A 16693-nucleotide genomic window follows, 5' to 3' on the forward strand; every position below is an offset into this window, starting at 1 on the left:
CGGTTCACGCGAAGTACCTGGCCTGCAAGGTGAACAGCTCGGCGTAGACGCCCCCGGCGCGGCGCAACGTGTCGTGGTCACCGACCTCGGCGACCCGCCCGTCGGCCAGCACGACGATCAGGTCGGCGGCCCGCGCGGTCGTGAACCGGTGCGTGACCAGGATCGTCACGCCGCCGTCGAGCCGGTCGAGCTCCGCGAACCGCTGGAACAGCCGCTCCTCGGCCTGGGCGTCCAGACTCGCGGTCGGCTCGTCCAGCAACCGCAGCAACGGTTCGCGGCGCATCGCGGCCCGCGCGTTGGCCATCGTCTGCCACTGGCCGCCGGACAGTTCGGTCCCGTCCCACGACCGGCGGCCGAGGCGGGTGTCGAGCCCGTCGGGCAGCGACGCGACGATCGCCTCACCACCCGCGCGCCGCACCGCGTCCGCCACCCGGTCCGGGTCGGCACGGTTCGCAACGTCGCCGATCCCCACCGCGTCGCGCACCGACAGTTCGATCCGGGCGGGGTCCTGGAACGCCGCGGTGACCCGGCCACGCCACGCGTCCGGCTCGAGCCGCGCCAGGTCCGTGCCGTCCACGAGGATCCGGCCGCCCGTCGGCCGGTACAGTCCGGCGAGCAGCTTGACCAGCGTCGACTTGCCCGCGCCGTTCTCACCGACCAGCGCGACCGTGGCCCCGGCGGGCAGGTGGACACCGACGTCGCGCAACGACGGCTCGGCCCGTCCCTCGTACCGGAAGCCGAGCCCCTCGATGGTGATGCCGCCGGTCAGCCGGCCGGGCACCGCCGCGGGCGCGTCAGGCACGATCTCCCGCTTCTCCTGCTCCCCCTGGCGGACGACGTCGAGGTACGCGCCCGCGCCCCGGACCGCCTCCAGCACCCAGAAGACCCACGACAGCAAGATCTGCACCTGCCCGCTGATCTGGGCCATCACCGCGATCGCGGCGACGATCAGGCCCAGCGTGGCGTCCCCCGCGAGCGCCGCGCGCACGATCAGCGCCATCGCCGCGCCGTACGCGAGCACGAACAGCAGCCAGGCGAGCGCGACCAGCACACGGGCGCGTCCCTCGGCCACCGCGACGTCCCGGCCGCCGCGGTCCCACTGCTCCCGGTGGCGGCGGACCAGCTCGCGCGCCAGGCCGAACAGCCGGACCTCACGACCGGTCGGGGCGGTGGTGGCGACCGAGAACAGGTGCCCGGCGAGCCGGGTGCGGGACAACGCGTCGCGCACCGCCTCACCGCGCTTGTTCTCCGCGCGCTGGGTCGCGAGCAGCGCGGGCACGGCGAACAGCGGCAGCACCGCGAGCACCGGCACGATCGAGGCGAGCAACACCCCCGAAGTGACCAGCAGCAGCACGGCGCCCGCCAGCACCATGGCCGTGTCGAACGACTGGCCGATGTCCTCACGCGCCGCACGGACTGCGGCCGTCCGGTCCCGCCACGCCGGCCGCTCGTGGAGCTCGACGGTGGGCGTCGTGCCGACTACGTCGATGAACCTGGTTTCGACGTACTGCTGGGCCTCCTCACGCAGCCGCAACCGGGTGAAGTAGCCCGCGATGAAGGTGCCCTGGGTGAGCACGACGAACAGCGCGGCGCACCCGGACACCACCACGACGCCGCTGACCGAGCGGTTCGCCGTCACCTCGACGACGAGGCCGAGCAGCACGGCGAGCCCGACGCCGGTCGCCTGCTGCAGGATCGCGACCGCGGCGACGAGCACCGAGCGGGGGCGGTCGGTGCGCGGCCCGAGCGCCAGCACGAAGCCGAGCGCGGCGACGCGTTCCCGCACCGCCGTCATGACGCGGCCTCCTCGAACCGCCGCGCCTGGAGCCTGAACAGCTCGGCGTAGCGGCGGTCATCGGCGATCAGGCTGTCGTGCGGCCCGTCCTCGACAACCCGGCCGTGCTCCAGCACGACCACGCGCTCGGCCTTGCGCACGGTGGCGAACCGGTGGGAGATCACGATCGTGGTGACCCCCTCGGTCAGCTCGTGGAAGGTGTCGTAGAGCCGCGCCTCGGCCCGCACGTCCAGGCTCGCCGCCGGTTCGTCCAAGACCAGCAGCTGCGCGCCGTGCCGGAGCCCGAACAACGCCCTCGCCATGGCGATCCGCTGCCACTCGCCGCCGGACAAGTCCACCCCGCCCTCGTAGCCGCTCGACAGCACCGTGTCCCAGCCGTTCGGGAGCCTGCCGACGAATTCGGCCAGACCCGCCTTGGCCGCCACGTCACACATGCCCTCGAAGTCCTCGGCGTTGGCGGGGGAGCCGAAGGCGATGTTGTCGCGCAGGGACAGGTCGTAGCGGCCGAACTCCTGGAACACCGCGACGACCTGGCGCTGCCACGCGCCGCGGTTGGTGTCGTCGACGGCCGTGCCACCCGCCGCGACCCGCCCCGCGCTTGGCCGGTCGAGACCGGCGAGCAACCGGACCAGCGTGGTCTTGCCCGCGCCGTTGAGGCCGACGACGGCCAGCGACTGTCCACGTGGGATGGACAGGGTGACGTCACGCAGCGCTTCCTCTTCCGCCGCCGGATAACGGAAACAGACGTCCGTGCACGAGATCTCCGTGACCGGGGTCCGCCAGCCGTCGGCCGGTGCCGGTGACACGGTCCCGGCGGGGAAGCCGAACGACTCCGCCGCCGCGTTGGCACCGAAGCTGATCCGGATCTCGTCGCTGCCCGCCGACAACAGTTGCAGCAGCGCCCGCACGGCCAGCGCACCGACGGCCAGCCCACCGGCGTTCATCGCCCCGGTCGCAACCGAGTAGCCGAGGTACCAGAAGACTCCGCCCACCGCGGCGCCCACGACCGTGACGACGACGAGGACGAAGCCGTCGTGGTCGTGCCGCCGCTGCCAGATCCGGCCCATCGTGGCCCGCCACTCGGCGTGGTAGGCGTCGCGGAACAGGGACGTCAGGCCGAACACCCGGACCTCCTTCGCCGCGGCGGGGGTGGTCGGCACGTCACGCAGGTACGACGTGCGGCGCAGTTCCCCGGCCTGGGCCGCACTGTCGTGGACGCTCTCGCGGAAGTTGTGCGCGAGCCTGCGGTAGATCACCGCGAACACCACGAACACGACGAGTCCCAGTCCCCAGCTCAGCTGGGCGAGCAACGCCGCCGACCCGATGCCGGTCAGCCACACCGACCCCTTGTTGGCGAACCCGAAGAGCGCCTCCCCCGGAGGTATCTCGATGGTCCCGCCGCCGCGCGCGCCGGCGATCCGGGCCAGGTAGGCCGGGTCCTCGAGGTGACCGACGGTGGCGGGCTCGCACGCGGCGGCCATGACCCGCTCGGCGAGCCTGCCGGTGACCCGGTGCGCGAGCGCGCGGCCGGCGGCGGTGCGCGTCGAATCGGCGAGGTGGGTGAGCAGGAACAGGGCGGTGATGACGGCGACCAGCCCATAGCACTCCCGCGCCGCCGGGCTCGCGGTGCCTGCGCCGATCGCCGTGCTCAGCGCGTTCACCAGCGCGCCGGTCGCGACGGTGATGCCCACCGGGGCCAGACCGGCCACCAGCGCGCCCGACGCGGTGACCGCGGCAAGGACCGGCGCCGTCCGGAACGCGTAGCCGACGAGCGCGAACAGGGGCCACCGCCGCGGCAGTCCCGTCATCGGACCGGCCCGATCGGGGTGTGGGCGACGACGCGGGTCAGGCTCGCGCGGAACCGTCCGCCGGCGGAGTGCCGCTCTTGCTCGCCGAACCAGGCGGCGCCGTCCTCGGCCGAAACGGCGCCGGCCGTCACCGCGCGCTGGATCATCGGGCCGATGGGGACTACCTCGTTCATCCGTGACAGCGACGTCCAGGTGGTGACCTCGGGGTCGGCCCGCACCTCGGGAAAACCCGCCTCGGCGAGCAGGTCGGCGAGCTCGCCGCCGATCCCCGGGTGGCGGTGCGCGGCGCGGTTGGCCTCGACGAGCGCGGTGGACACCGCGGGGGCACCCGAGTCGAACGACAGCGACGTCCAGTCGGGTTCGAGCGCGACGACCCCGCCACCGGGGCGCACCACGCGGCGCATCTCCCCGAGCACGGTGGCGGGTGACTCGACATGCTGCAGCACCCGCTCGATCCGGCAACCGTCGAACACCCCGCCCGCGAACGGCAGCTCGTGGCAGTCGGCACGCACGACCGTGACGGGGTGGCCCAGCCGCGATGCGCGGTCCGCCGTGGCGTTGGCCATCCGAAGGCTCCGGTCCACCCCCACCGCGACAACGCCGGCGGCGGCCAGGGCCACAACCTCGTGGCCGCCGCCGCAGCCGACGTCCAGCACTCGGTCGCCCGGCTGCGCGACAAGACGGGCACTGACCCGGTGCTCCGGGTCCGAGGACAGGTCGAGGTATTCGACGAGACCAGGTGCGAGCCCGCTGCCGTCGACGTCGGTGAACGCCGACAGGGTGACGCGAGCCGAGGCGCCGCCATCCGCGGGTGCCGTGGCGGCGGGGTCGAGCACGCCCGTGTCGACCAGGGCCTCGAGCAGCACCTCCAGCAGGGGCGCGAGCCGGTAGTCGTCGGGGTTGGCACGCACCAAGGTCAGCGCCCCCGCGTCGAAGACGTCGTCCAGGAGCGCGTCCCCGCTGCCCACGGAACAAGCCGCCGCCAAGGGCAGGGCGACACCGACCGTCTGCTCTTCCGCGTACTCCCGGTCGTCGATCGCGACGCGGCCCTCGCGCACGGCGACGTGCACCACCAGCCGCTCGGCGCCGCCGTCGGTGAACGCGACCCTGGCCACCCGGTCGACGGTGGCGATGGTGGACACCGCGATGTCGTCGAGCCGCTCGGCGATGGCCGTGCGGGTCGGCTCCGGCAACATGTCTCCTCCTGGGGCGGACAGCGGCTCAGTCACGGCGCGTGCGCTCCGGGAATTCCTGGCCGAGCAGGGACAGCAGCGCCGCGGCCTTCACCGCGGTCTCCTCGTACTCCTCCTCCGGATCGGACAGTGCCGTGATCGCGCCGCCGACGCCGAACCGGACCCGGCCGGGCGAGGCGACCAGCGTGCGGATCGTGATGCTCAGATCGAGCGCGCCGGACAGCGAGAAGTAACCGACGCTGCCCGAGTAGACACCGCGCGGCCCGCACTCGAGGCGGTCGATGATCTGCATGGTGCGGATCTTCGGCGCCCCGGTCATCGACCCGCCGGGGAAAACTGCCGCGGCGCAGTCGACGGCGTGCACGCCGGGACGCAGCCGGGCCCGGACCGTGCTCACCATCTGGTGCACCGTGCTGTAGGTCTCGATGTCGAACAGCTTGTCGACGGTCACCGAGCCGATCTCGGCGCAGGAGCCGAGGTCGTTGCGGATGAGGTCGACGATCATCAGGTTTTCCGCCAGGTCCTTGACGCTCTCCGACAGGTCGATCCGCAGCTTCTCGTCGTCGGACGGCGTGCCGCCGCGTGGGCGGGTGCCCTTGATGGGCTTGGACTCGGCCACGCCGTCGGCGCTGACCCGCAGCAGGCGCTCCGGCGAGCACCCGAGCACCGACAGGTCCCCGAATCGCAGGAAAGTCGCGAACGGCACCGGGTTGTCCCGGCGCAGCCGCCGGTACGCGGGCCAGGGATCGAGCACAGCCGGGACCTCCATCATGTTGGTCAGGCACACCTCGTAGGACTCGCCGGCCCGGATCTCCTCCTGGCAGGCCTTGATGAGGCGCAGGTAGGTCTGCCGGTCGTGGCGCAGCCGGACCGGGCCGAGCTGCCGCACCGCCGGTCCGCTCGGTGCGGGCACCGGGCGCAGCCCGGCGATCCGGCGCTCGGTGTCGTCGAGCCACGCGACGGCCGGTGCCTCGTCGTCACCGCGGGCCAGTGCCAGCAGGTACACCTCGCCGCGCTCGTGGTGGAACGCGACCGCGCGGTCGGCGAAGATCATCGCGGCGTCGGGTTGGTCCGCGGTGTGCGCGAGGTCACCGGACGTCTCGGCCTTGAGCTCGTAGCCGAGGTAGCCGACCCAGCCGAGCGCGAAGTCGAACGGCAGCTCGGGAATCTCCACCCGCCGCGACGTCAGGTCCGCGCGGATCCAGTTCAGGAGCCGTCCCTTTCGGACACTCCGGCCGGCGGCCCCGGACACGACGACCTCGCCGCGCCGGACGTCGGCGTAGACGATCCTCGCCAGCGGGCCACTCGCGTCACCCATGAAGGAGCATCCGGCGCCGTGGTCCTCCGGCGGGTTGCTGTCCAGCCAGAACGCGTGGTTGCTGCCGCTGTAGAGCGTGTGGAACACCGACTCGGCGTCCACGTCGGTGCCGAGTCGCCGGACGAGCACCCGGTGGCCGGGACCGCTCGCCCCGACCGGGGCGGGCGGGGACGCGGCCGGCCGGCTCCGTGTGCCCGGCGGCTTCCGGGTGCCGGGACGGTGGGGCGCCCTGGTCCGGTCGACCATCCCGACGAAGTTGTGCAGCAGGCGCAGCCCGTGCTCCGTGCGGATCGACTCGGGGTGGAACTGCACGCCCCACAGCGGGCGGGACCGGTGCCGCATCGCCATCGGCAGGCCGTCCTCGGTGCTGGCGATCACCCGCAGTTCCGCCGGGATCCGTCCGGCCACCAGCGAGTGGTAGCGGACCGCGAGGAACGGCGACGGGATGCCGCGGAACAACTCCTCACCCGTGTGCACCACGGGTGAGGTCCGGCCGTGGTAGGGCTCCGGCGCGCGCAGCACCGTCCCGCCGAACGCGTGGCAGAGCCCTTGGTGACCGAGGCACACACCGAGCACCGGGATCCGCGCGGAGCGCATGATGTACCGGCAGACACCGAAGTCCCCGTCACGCTCCGGGCGGCCGGGACCCGGCGAGATCACGACGCAGTCGAACGCGTGCAGGTCGTCGAGCGTGAACGACGGGTCGTCGTTGCGGATGACGGTGACCTCGGTGTCGATCGCCGTCTCGGTCCGCTGGCCGAGGTAGTGGCAGAGGTTGTAGGTGAACGAGTCGTAGTTGTCCACGACGAGCGCGCGGACCGCCGGTGCTGCTGCCGTCACGTCCGCGACCCCTCCGCCCGCTCCGCGGCGTACCGGCTCCGCAGCCGCCGCTTGAGGACCTTCCCGGTCACGCCGACCGGGATCACCGCCCCGGCGCCGACGACCTCGACGCCGACGAGCGGTGGCTTGCCCAGTCCGCTCAGCACGTCGTTCGCCGCCGCCAGCAGGCTGTCGGCGGTATGTCCCGCGGTGTGCCCGGCACGCAGCTGCATCAGCGCGACCGCCTCGACCCGGCCGTCCCGCTCGGCCGCCACGACTGTGCAGTCGGCGACCTGCGGCAGGTGGGCCACCAGGATTTCCTCGGTGAGCACGGAGTACACCGGACCGGCATCGGTGCGGATGGCGTCGGCGGCCCGGTCCACGTGGTAGAAGCGGCGCGCCTCGTCGCGGTAGGCCAGGTCGCCGGACAGCCAGTAGCCGTTCAGCATGCTCCGGTAGGTCAGGTCCGAGTCGTTCCAGTAGCCGGGCGTGATCGTCGGCCCCCGCACCGCGAGCAGGCCGACCTCGCCGTGCGCCGCCGGGGTGCCGTCCAGTCGCAGCACCTCGACCTCCGCGAACGGCTGGGCGGTCCCGACGCACCGGTACGGCGGGGTGGCGCCGCGGACCGAGATCGCGCCGAGCACGCCACCCCAGCCCAGTTCGGAGGAACCGAAGCCGTCCACGAACATCGACCCGCGCACGGGGCGATCCCCATTCCAGTGCCTGCCCCGCTCGACGAGCGCCGCGACGTGTGCGTGGTGGGACGCGTCGCCGACACTCACCCACCGTTCGACGCTGTCCAGGCGCGCTGCCTCCAGCCCGCGCAGGGACAGGTCGGCGAACGTCGCGGCGAACCCCGCCACCACCGTCGCGCGGTACCGGTCCACCGCGGCGGCGACCGCCGGACCGTCCCGGTCGGACATGAGCACGAGCGGTACGCCGGACAGCATCGCCAGCACCGCGTAGCCGATCGCCGCCGCGTGCGACTGCGGCAGCGCGGACAGGATCACCGACTCGGCGTGGTCCGCGAGCCGGATCAGGTGCTCCCGGACGCCCGGCATCAGCTGACCGTGGGTCCAGATCACCGGCTTGGGCTCACCGGTCGTGCCCGAGGTGTGGCAGATCAGCACCGGGTCGCCCGGCACGTGCGCGAACGGGGGTGGCGCCGACGCGGTTCCCGGCGGAGCGGTGCCGGTGACCGACGAGATCCAGAACCGGTCGGTCTCCCGCTCGCCGGCTCCGGTGAGCCCGGCCAGGCGGGCGTCGTCGGTCTGCACCCCGCACACCTGGGTCCGGCGCAGGTGCGCCACGACGGTCACCGGGTCCAGCTCGCCGTTCACCGGTACCGCGATCGCGCCGAGGCGGCTGAGCGCCAGGTAGTGGATCAAGTTGTCCGCGCCGTCCCGGAGGTACACACCGACCCGGTCGCGTGGCCCGACGCCGCGCTCGACGTACCACGCGCACCAGGCGTGGACCAGGTCCGCGAGCTCGGCGAGGCTCAGCTCCGTGCGGTCACGGCCGCGGCCGTCCCGCACCGGCCGCTGAGCGTGCAGGTAGGGCGCGTGCACGTCCGGGCTCACCCGCAGCGCCGTGGCGAGCGCGTTGCCGCCGCCCACGGCCGGGTCGGCGACGATCTCCCGGCGCACGGCCGGGTCGACGCGAGTAGCCGACATCGTTCTGGTCCTCCTACTGTCCGGCCTGGTCCGCGGGCACGAGTTCGAGCAGCTGGAACTCGACCCCGGCGACGAGGCGCCCGGAGGTGCGCAGCTGCCGCTTCCGGTAGCCCACCCGCCCGGCCAGCCGGTCGAGCGCGGTGTGGTCGCCGAGATCGCTGAAGCCCAGCAGCAGCCGGCCGGAGGGGGTCAGCCACTGGCGGGCACCGGACAAGAAGCCGGCGTGGGCCCGGTATCCCGGGTCGAAGACGGCGCGCCGCAACCGCTCGTCGACGTCCGGCAGCATCGCCTCGGGCGGATCGATGAACGGGGAGTTCCAGAAGATCACGTCGAACCGCTCCTCCCGCCGGATTCCGTCGAACATGTCGCCGTGGACCACGGTGACCAGGTCGGCCACTCCGTGCCTGTGCACGTTCATCGTGGTGTTCTCGACCGCCGCGGCGCTGATGTCGGTGGCGGTCACCCGGGTGCCGGCGAGGGCGGCCCGCACCGAGGTCACACCGGCACCGCAGCCGACCTCCAGGAACGTCCCGTCCGCCGGGAACGGCAGGGAGTCGGTGAAGAACCGGGTGGACACGCAGTGCACCGGCGAGAACACCCCCGGCAGCAGGTCCCATTCGCGGCCGTAGAGGTGGAACGTGGTCGGGCGGCGCACCCCGGCGGCGGTGGTGCGCGCCAGCCAGGCGCCGCGCGCGGCGGCGTCCGCGGGTGTCGTCTTCCCGGCCATCACGCCTCCGCCGTGACGAGGTCGGCGCAGGCGTAGCTGTCGGCGGGGTCCTCGGCCAGCTCCACCGCCAGTGCGAGTACCCGGTCCGCGCTCCGGTCGGCCAGCACCACCGCGGCCAGCTCCAGTGCCTCCGCTCGGGGGTTGCCGGTCACGGCGAGGCAGCTCACCGGGCCGGTCAACCGGTAGTCGCGGGCGATGATGCCGAGCACCGCGGTCGGCAGCACCTGGTAGAACAGCACGGGGCTGACGCGTCCGGCGTCGACCTGGCGGACGGCCAGCTCGAGGGTGACCGTGTCGAAGCCGCGTGAGCCGAGCACGATCCCGGTCCGGTCGCCGGCCCCGCTCAGCAGGTGCCGGGAGTCCGCGGCGCCGACACACGACCGGGCCGCGGCGTACACCAGCGGCGCGAAGTCCGACACCATGAACCCGGGCAGCCGCGGTGGCCGGTCGCCGCCACTGACCACGGCGCTCGCGGTGACCGTCGACCCAGTCACCGTCATCACGCCGCACCCAGCAAGAGGGCGGTGTTCAGGCCGCCCACCGACGAGTTGAGGCTCAGTGCGTACTGCACCGCCACCCGTCGTGGCTCGCGGACGTGCCGCAGCGGGTGCTCGCGGTCGGGCCGGTTCAGGCCCGCCGTGGGCGGGAGCGTCGCGTCCCGCACCGCCAGCGCCGTGATCACGGCTTCGAGCGCCCCGCTGCCCTCCAGCGCGTGTCCGGTGGTGCTCTTGGTCGAGCTGACGAACACGTCGCCGACGGCAGGGCCGAACGCGGTGTGCAGTGCGGCCGCCTCGGCCGAGTCGTTGAGCAGGGTGCCCGTGCCGTGGGCGTTGACGTAGGTGACCTGAGCCGGGGCGACACCCGCGCGCCCCAGCGCCTGCCCGATCGCCGCGGCGGTGCCCGCGCCGTCGGGCTTCGGCTGCGCGACGTGGTGCGCGTCGTCGGTCATGGCCCAGCCCGCGATGCGGGCGAGCGGCGGCGCACCCCGGGCGGCCGCGCTCGCGGCCGACTCCACCACCAGCACCGCGGCGCCGTCGCCGAGCAGCACACCCGTGCGGTCCTGGTCGAACGGGCGCAGCCGCCCGTCCGTCGCGAGCGCGAAGTTCGCGGCGAAGAGGCTGAACGCCTGGCGGTCCACCAGGAACGCGCCACCGGCCAGCGCGGTGGTGGCCACGCCGGCGCGGACCAGCTGGGCGGCGTGGATGATCGCGTTGGCGCCCGCACAGCAGGCGTTGACGAACGTGCGCCGGGGGGTGCCGAGGCCGAGCCGCCGGGCGACCTGCTCGGTCAGCTCGGCGGGCGGCTCGGGCTCCAGGGAGGACGCGCGCACCTTCGTCCCGGCGATCAGCGGCAGTGTCGCCCGGTCGGGCCGGCGGGCCATCTCGACGGCCGCCTCCGCGCAGGTGACCAGTGCGTCGAACGTGGTCGGCGCCGGGTCACCCGGCTCATAGGTCGCCGCCTGGTCGCACGCCTGGCCCGACACGTCGAACCGGGTGACGGTGCGGAACCCGGGGGTTCCGGAGAAGACGCCGTCGACCAGCGCGGGCCCGCCGAACCCGAAGGCGCTGAGCACGCCGAAGCCGCTGATGACCACGTCCACCGTCATGCGCCGTTCACACCCTCTTGCCCGGTTCCCCCGACCGCTCCATTGAGGACGGTGTGCAGTTTGTCCACCGAGTCGACTTCCGACGTGATTTCGTGGCTGAGCCGCACGACCAGACCGTGCCGCTCCTCCAGCAGGTGTTGAATCCAGGTGGCGGCGTAGGAGTCGATGACGATCGGGGTGTCGTCGTCGAATTCTTCCGGGAGGCCCATTCCCACGCATTCGGCGAGGATGCCGCGGACGTCGGCTTTGCTGATGGATTCCGGCGCGGTCCGGTCAGGCCTGTTCGCCGAACGCGGAGAGGAGTTGTTCTCGGCCACGGACTACCTTTCCGTTGGGAGTTTCCGGCAGCTTTTCCCGCAGGAAATAACGCTTGGGTGTCTTCAACGGGCTGAGCCGTTCCCGGCACCACCGCATGAGCTCGGCGTCGGTCAGTCCCCGGACGGCCGCGACGTGTGCCTCGATCACTTCGCCGAACGTCACGACCGCGCCCGCGACGCCGGGGTGTTCCCGCAGCGCCTGCTCGATCTCCATGAGATCGATCTTGACGCCGCCGACGGCGACGACCGAGTCGGCTCGCCCCAGGACGCGCACCGCACCGGTCTCCGGGTCGAGCTCGGCCCGGTCGAAGGTGCGCAGCCAGCCGTCGGCGAACCGGGCGACGCCGTCGGCCACGAGGTACGGCGAGGACCCCAGCCGGATGTACAGCTCGCCGTCGGTCACCCGCACGTCGACGCCGGGTGCCGGCCTGCCGACGGACGGGGGCTCATACCGGCCCGCGAGGTCCGCGGTGACCACGCCGGCCTCGGTCAGCCCGTAGACCTGGCCGAGGCGGCAGCCCGTCGCGTCGCGGAAGCGGTCGGCCACACGCTGGTCGGTCGTCATCCCCGCGCTGGTGGCGATCCGCAGCCCCGCCAGCGGCGGCGGCTCGGCCAGGGCACCCATCAGCTCGAAGTGCGTCGGCACGCCGAAGATCGCGGTGGCGCCGAGCCGTTGTGCCGTGCGGGCGATCGCACCACCGTGCTGCGCGACCGGGAACACCAGCGGCACCTGGTGCGCGAGGCCGTACAGCACGCCACCGACCAGGCCCCAGGTGTGGACCGGGGAACACAGGAGCAGCAACCGGTCCGCCGGGGTCGGCATGTCCTCGATGGCGGCGTACCGGTCGAGTTCGGCGTCCAGCGAGGCCGCCGAGCGGGCGACGACCTTGGCCTGTCCGGTGGAACCCGAGGTGAACTGCACCAGGCAGACCGGGGCAGGCACCTCGGCCGGGTCATCGAGGCGCTCGACCACCACGTCGCACCGGGCGGTGAAGGAGGCGGGCCGTGTCCCGGCCCGCACGACGAACGCGGGACGCCACAGCCCGGTCAACCGGGCCGTCTCCGCCTCCGTCAGCCGGTGGTCCAGCAGCATCACCCGCGCACCCAGCCGCCAGATCGCGGGCAGCAGCGCGGCGAGCGTGGCGCACGGCTCGAGCTGCAACGCGACGCAGTCGCCCGCGCCGGCCCCGTGCCCGGCCAGCAGCCGGGTGAGACGCCCGACCTCGTCGTGCAGCGCGCGGCGGTCGACGCCACCCGTCTCGTCCAGCCACACGGAACCGTCCGAGACCGGGCCGCACAGCCGATCGGCGAGGTCGGCGGAGGAGATCATGTTCGCCGACCCCGTTCGACGCTGTCCACGAACTCACCGAACGAGGTGGGCAGCGCCCCGTCGAGGAACCGGACGATGTCGGCGTCGAACTCGTCCTCCGCGCGCACGGCCAATTCCATGATCGTGAACGAGTCCAGGCCGAGGCCGCCCGCGCCGAGCGGCGTCTGGGCGTCGATGTCGTCCCGCACGGTCAAATTCAGGTCGGTGCGCAGGACGGTCAACGCGAATTCGCGGATGGAATCGTCCACCAACCACTCCGATCCGTTCGAGCCGGAACGCCACATCGCGGCAGATGTTACCGCCGGAGCGCAGGGGCTCCCAGGTGTTCGGCACGGAGTTCATCGCATTCACCGGGGAGCCGCCCTAGCGTGGTCGTCGACGACCTGGCGAGGAGATCCTTTGATGACCGAGACACAAACCGCGGTCCATGACGGCGAAACGGCCGTCGAGTCGCGCGGGCACTTTATCAACGGAACGGTCGTCCCCGGCGCCGGCGAACCGATTCGGCGGTACAGCCCGGCTACCGGTGAACTGGTTGCGGCATTCGCCAACGGTTCCCCTGCCGACGTGGACGCCGCGGTCGCCGCGGCGCGCACGGCCTTCGACACGGGTGTCTGGTCCGAGCTGCCGGGGCTGGAGCGCGGCCGCGTGCTGCTCCGGTTCGCCGCGTTGATGCGTGAGCACGTCGACGAGCTGACCGCCCTGGACGCCGACGAGGTCGGCAACCCGCGGCGGGTCGCCCGCGCGAACGTGCTCGGCGCGATCGACGACACCGAGTTCGCCGCCGCTCTCGCCGGTGTCGTGCACGGGGACGTGCACACCAACCTGGGTACGGACTTCACCGGCATGATGGTCCGCGAACCGATCGGTGTCGCCGGCCTCATCGTGCCGTGGAACTTCCCGACGCTGGTGCTGTGCCAGAAGCTCAGCTTTGCGCTCGCCGCCGGCTGCGCCGCCGTCGTGAAGCCCTCGGAGCTCACCTCCAGCAGCGCCCTGCTGCTCGCCGAGCTGGCCACGGCGGCAGGCGTGCCCGCCGGGGTGCTCAACGTGGTCACCGGCTACGGCGACCGGGCCGGGCAGCACCTGGCCGAGCACAAGGATGTCGACCTGGTCTCGTTCACCGGGTCGACCGCGACCGGGCGCAAGATCATGGCCGCGGCGCAGGAAAACCTGACGCGGGTGGCGCTGGAGCTGGGCGGCAAGTCCGCACAGATCGTGTTCGCCGACGCCGACCTCGACGACGCGGTCGAGGGCGTGCTGTTCGGCGTGGTGCACAACCAAGGCGAGTGCTGCCTGGCGGGTTCGCGGCTGCTGGTCGAGCAGCGGATCGCCGAGCGGTTCCTCGACCTGCTCACCGAGCGCGCGGCCGGGCTGCGGCTGGGCGGCCCGCACGACGAGGCCGACCTCGGTGCGCTGATCCACCCGGAACACCTGCACAAGGTGTTGCGGTACATCGAGACCGCCGTCAGCGAAGGCGCGAGCGTGCGTGCCGGCGGACACCGCCTCACCGGCGCCACGCACGCCAACGGCTGCTTCGTCGCGCCGACGGTGCTCGACCGGGTGACGCCGGAGCACCGCGCATTCCAGGAGGAGATCTTCGGACCGGTCGTCACGGTCACCCGGTTCACCGATCGCGACGAGGCGGCGGAGCTGGCCAACGCGGTCGAGTACGGGCTGGGCAACTCGGTGTGGACGAAGAACATCGACACGGCGCTGCTGCTGTCCCGCAGGCTGCGCAGCGGCACGGTTTTCATCAACACGACGATCGACGGCAGCCCGCAGCTCGCCTTCGGCGGCTACAAGGCATCCGGCTTCGGGCGGGAGAAGGGCACCACCGGACTCGAGGAGTTCACCCAGCTCAAGACCGTGCAGATCCGCACCGGCAAGCGCGCCGGTTCGTTCAACCTCCTCGGCTGAGCGCACGCATGACATCGCACCTGATGCCGACCTACGCAACGGCCTCGGCGACCTTCGTCCGCGGCCGGGGCACGATCCTGTGGGACACCGAGGGAAAGCGGTACCTCGACTTCCTCGGTGGCATGGCGGTGGTTTGCCTCGGACACGCCCACCCCGCGGTCGCCGCCGCGGTCGCCGAGCAGGCTCGCACCCTCGTCCACGTGTCGAACTTCTACGGCTCCCTGCCGGGCGAGCGGCTCGCTGCGGAACTGGACACCCTGCTGGGCGGCGACGGCCTGGTGTTCTTCGCCAACTCCGGAGCCGAGGCCAACGAGTGCGCGATCAAGCTCGCCCGCAAACGGGGCGGCTCCGGCAAGCACGTGGTGATCTCGGCGCTGGGCAGCAACCACGGCCGCACGCTGGCCACGCTGCACGCCAGCGGCGAGCCGGCCAAGCACCGGACCTACCAGCCGCTGCCGGAGGGTTTCCGCCATGTGCCGTGGCACGACCTCGACGCGCTCGCGACGGCCTTCGACCCCACGGTCGGCGCCGTGCTGCTCGAACCGGTGCAGGGCGCGGCGGGCGTGCGGCCCGCCACCGCCGAGTACCTCCACGGCGTGCGCAGGCTGTGCGACGAGTACTCGGCGCTCCTCATCATGGACGAGGTGCAGACCGGGCTCGGCCGCACCGGCCGCTGGTTCGGCCATCAGCACTTCGGCGTCCGGCCCGACGTCGTGACGGTAGCCAAGGCACTGGGCAACGGCGTGCCCATCGGCGCGTGCTGGGCCCGTCGCGAGGTCGCGAACTCGTTCACCACTGGCGACCACGCCACGACGTTCGGCGGGCAGCCGTTGGCGTCGAGCGCCGGGCTGGCCGTGCTCTCGGAGTTGCGCCGGATCGACGCGCCCGCGAGCGCCAGGCGCGCGGGCGAGCGCCTGGCGCGGGGGCTGCGTGGACTGGCCGGGGTGCGCGAGGTGCGTGGCCTCGGCCTGCTCGTCGCCGCCGAACTGGCCGATGGCCACGACGCCGACGAGGTCAGCGACCGCGCACTCGCCGCGGGCCTCGTGGTCAACGCGGTGACCGACACGGCTCTGCGCTTCGCACCACCGCTGACCGTCACCGACGACGAGATCGACGAGGCACTCGCCATCCTCGGCGGGGTGCTGGCCTGACCGGCCTCACCCGCCCGCCGCCACCTCGTCGGCGAGCCGGTGCAACGCCGCCCAGGTGACATCCGGGATCGACACGCCGTCGGCGTTGCGTGACCGCGCCTGCTGCTCCGGTTCACCCGGCAGCAACACGGTGCCGCCGGGTGTTCGCGGTGCGACGGCCTTCAGCCTGGCCTCGGTCGCGTCCACGAACTCGTCGAACTCCTCGCGCGGCCGCAGCAGGTCGGGCTGGATGGCGATCATCATCAACGCGCTGGCGGCGTCGGTTTCGGGCACCCGGTCTCCCCCGCCGAGCCCGACGGCCAGGAGCTCGGCGACGACGGCAAGGGCGTAGCCCTTGTAGCCGCCGAAGGGCAGCAGCAGACCGCCGTCGAAGAAGTCGGCGAGCCGGGCCGACGGATTGCCGTCCGCGTCGATGAACGAGTCCGCCGGGGCGGGCAGGCCCGCATCCATCGCCGCCTGGAGCTTGCCGATCGACACCACGCTGGTCGCATAGTCGAGCAGTACCGGCGGCCTTCCGTCGCTGCGGGGCACGGCACACGAGAAGGGGTTGGTGGCCAACGCTCCTTCCGCGCCACCGTGTGGCGCGACGATGTAGTACGCCTTGTGCCCCTCCCCGCCTGCGATGATCGCGATCAGACCGCGTGCGGCGATCCGCTCGGACCAGTTGCCGATGCGCCCGGTGTGGTGGCACCGGCGCAGCGCCACGCAGGCGAGCCCGGCCTCGGTCGCCAAGTCCGACACGAGGTCCGCGCCCGCCCTGGCGGCGAGGTGGCCGAAGCCACTGCCGCCGTCGATCACAGCCGCGCCGGCCAGCTGCCGGACGACCGTCGGTTCCGCGTCCGGGTGCAACATGCCCGCGCGGATGTCGTCGACGTACCGGGACAACTTACGCACCCCGTGCGAGTCATGACCGGTGAGATTGGCCTGTACCAACGACTCCGCCACACATCGCGCGGCCGGTTCCGGCGCTCCCACTCCCCGCAGGATCCGAACGGCCAGGTCCTCCGCGAACTCCGCCTGCACTACGGGCATCTGTCGA

The 16693-nt window shown here is 72.7% G+C and carries 14 protein-coding genes; 2 read left to right on the forward strand and 12 right to left on the reverse strand.

Translation table 11 applies throughout. The annotated features are described in order from the left end of the window. Nucleotides 1–4: 4 nt before the first annotated feature. From Q5425_RS06965 to Q5425_RS07015, 11 genes are read right to left on the reverse strand one after another with little or no spacing between them, the layout of a single operon-like run. A complete protein-coding gene (locus Q5425_RS06965) occupies nt 5–1795 on the reverse strand; it encodes an ABC transporter ATP-binding protein (protein WP_308671258.1) in 1791 nt (596 codons plus the stop codon). Then, a complete protein-coding gene (locus Q5425_RS06970; RefSeq protein WP_308671259.1) occupies nt 1792–3603 on the reverse strand; it encodes an ABC transporter ATP-binding protein in 1812 nt (603 codons plus the stop codon). Before Q5425_RS06970 ends, Q5425_RS06965 begins: the two co-directional genes overlap by 4 nt. Then, nucleotides 3600–4799: a methyltransferase domain-containing protein gene (locus Q5425_RS06975; RefSeq protein WP_308671260.1), complete on the reverse strand. Its 1200-nt coding sequence runs from the start codon at nt 4797–4799 to the stop codon at nt 3600–3602. Before Q5425_RS06975 ends, Q5425_RS06970 begins: the two co-directional genes overlap by 4 nt. Nucleotides 4800–4824: 25 nt before the next feature. Next, nucleotides 4825–6954, reverse strand: coding sequence for an aminodeoxychorismate synthase component I (pabB, locus tag Q5425_RS06980; RefSeq protein WP_308671261.1), 2130 nt, complete (start codon nt 6952–6954; stop codon nt 4825–4827). Continuing rightward, nucleotides 6951–8606 carry a class I adenylate-forming enzyme family protein gene (locus tag Q5425_RS06985; protein ID WP_308671262.1) on the reverse strand — a complete coding sequence of 552 codons (1656 nt, stop codon included), beginning with the start codon at nt 8604–8606 and terminating at the stop codon, nt 6951–6953. The genes pabB and Q5425_RS06985 overlap by 4 nt, the downstream gene beginning before the upstream one ends. 13 nt (nt 8607–8619) lie before the next feature. After that, nucleotides 8620–9333, reverse strand: a complete 714-nt coding sequence (locus tag Q5425_RS06990; RefSeq protein WP_308671263.1) for a methyltransferase — start codon at nt 9331–9333, stop codon at nt 8620–8622. Further along, complete coding sequence (locus Q5425_RS06995) at nt 9333–9833, reverse strand: hypothetical protein (RefSeq protein WP_308671264.1); 501 nt, start codon at nt 9831–9833, stop codon at nt 9333–9335. Before Q5425_RS06995 ends, Q5425_RS06990 begins: the two co-directional genes overlap by 1 nt. Then, on the reverse strand, nt 9833–10939 hold the full coding sequence (locus Q5425_RS07000; protein WP_308671265.1) for a beta-ketoacyl synthase N-terminal-like domain-containing protein: 1107 nt from the start codon (nt 10937–10939) through the stop codon (nt 9833–9835). The genes Q5425_RS06995 and Q5425_RS07000 overlap by 1 nt, the downstream gene beginning before the upstream one ends. Then, complete coding sequence (locus Q5425_RS07005; RefSeq protein ID WP_308671266.1) at nt 10936–11256, reverse strand: hypothetical protein; 321 nt, start codon at nt 11254–11256, stop codon at nt 10936–10938. Before Q5425_RS07005 ends, Q5425_RS07000 begins: the two co-directional genes overlap by 4 nt. After that, nucleotides 11213–12586 (reverse strand): long-chain fatty acid--CoA ligase, encoded by a 1374-nt coding sequence (locus Q5425_RS07010; protein WP_308671267.1) that lies wholly within the window; start codon nt 12584–12586, stop codon nt 11213–11215. The genes Q5425_RS07005 and Q5425_RS07010 overlap by 44 nt, the downstream gene beginning before the upstream one ends. Continuing rightward, complete coding sequence (locus Q5425_RS07015) at nt 12583–12834, reverse strand: phosphopantetheine-binding protein (protein WP_308671268.1); 252 nt, start codon at nt 12832–12834, stop codon at nt 12583–12585. The genes Q5425_RS07010 and Q5425_RS07015 overlap by 4 nt, the downstream gene beginning before the upstream one ends. A 154-nt stretch (nt 12835–12988) precedes the next feature. On the opposite strand from Q5425_RS07015, the gene Q5425_RS07020 reads away from it, so the two are divergent. Together Q5425_RS07020 and Q5425_RS07025 are read left to right on the forward strand one after the other, a co-directional pair. Continuing rightward, complete coding sequence (locus Q5425_RS07020; protein WP_308671269.1) at nt 12989–14503, forward strand: aldehyde dehydrogenase family protein; 1515 nt, start codon at nt 12989–12991, stop codon at nt 14501–14503. Between the two features lie 8 nt (nt 14504–14511). Beyond that, entirely contained in the window at nt 14512–15654 is a 1143-nt protein-coding gene (locus Q5425_RS07025; RefSeq protein ID WP_308671270.1) for an acetylornithine/succinylornithine family transaminase, read from the forward strand. A gap of 6 nt (nt 15655–15660) precedes the next feature. On the opposite strand, the gene Q5425_RS07030 is transcribed toward Q5425_RS07025, so the two are convergent. Next, complete coding sequence (locus Q5425_RS07030) at nt 15661–16686, reverse strand: Ldh family oxidoreductase (RefSeq protein WP_308671271.1); 1026 nt, start codon at nt 16684–16686, stop codon at nt 15661–15663. Nucleotides 16687–16693: the final 7 nt, after the last annotated feature.

The organism is Amycolatopsis sp. A133 (assembly GCF_031082405.1).
Lineage (GTDB): Bacteria > Actinomycetota > Actinomycetes > Mycobacteriales > Pseudonocardiaceae > Amycolatopsis.

What these genes read in the sequence shown, in the direction of transcription:
- Q5425_RS07010 (WP_308671267.1), bottom strand. Translation starts at nt 12,586, where the DNA reads ATGATCTCCTCCGCCGACCTCGCCGATCGGCTGTGCGGCCCGGTCTCG.
- Q5425_RS06965 (WP_308671258.1), bottom strand. Translation starts at nt 1,795, where the DNA reads ATGACGGCGGTGCGGGAACGCGTCGCCGCGCTCGGCTTCGTGCTGGCG.
- Q5425_RS07000 (WP_308671265.1), bottom strand. Translation starts at nt 10,939, where the DNA reads ATGACGGTGGACGTGGTCATCAGCGGCTTCGGCGTGCTCAGCGCCTTC.
- Q5425_RS06970 (WP_308671259.1), bottom strand. Translation starts at nt 3,603, where the DNA reads ATGACGGGACTGCCGCGGCGGTGGCCCCTGTTCGCGCTCGTCGGCTAC.
- Q5425_RS06990 (WP_308671263.1), bottom strand. Translation starts at nt 9,333, where the DNA reads ATGGCCGGGAAGACGACACCCGCGGACGCCGCCGCGCGCGGCGCCTGG.
- Q5425_RS07020 (WP_308671269.1), top strand. Translation starts at nt 12,989, where the DNA reads ATGACCGAGACACAAACCGCGGTCCATGACGGCGAAACGGCCGTCGAG.
- Q5425_RS07030 (WP_308671271.1), bottom strand. Translation starts at nt 16,686, where the DNA reads ATGCCCGTAGTGCAGGCGGAGTTCGCGGAGGACCTGGCCGTTCGGATC.
- Q5425_RS06975 (WP_308671260.1), bottom strand. Translation starts at nt 4,799, where the DNA reads ATGTTGCCGGAGCCGACCCGCACGGCCATCGCCGAGCGGCTCGACGAC.
- Q5425_RS07025 (WP_308671270.1), top strand. Translation starts at nt 14,512, where the DNA reads ATGACATCGCACCTGATGCCGACCTACGCAACGGCCTCGGCGACCTTC.
- Q5425_RS06995 (WP_308671264.1), bottom strand. Translation starts at nt 9,833, where the DNA reads ATGACGGTGACTGGGTCGACGGTCACCGCGAGCGCCGTGGTCAGTGGC.
- Q5425_RS06985 (WP_308671262.1), bottom strand. Translation starts at nt 8,606, where the DNA reads ATGTCGGCTACTCGCGTCGACCCGGCCGTGCGCCGGGAGATCGTCGCC.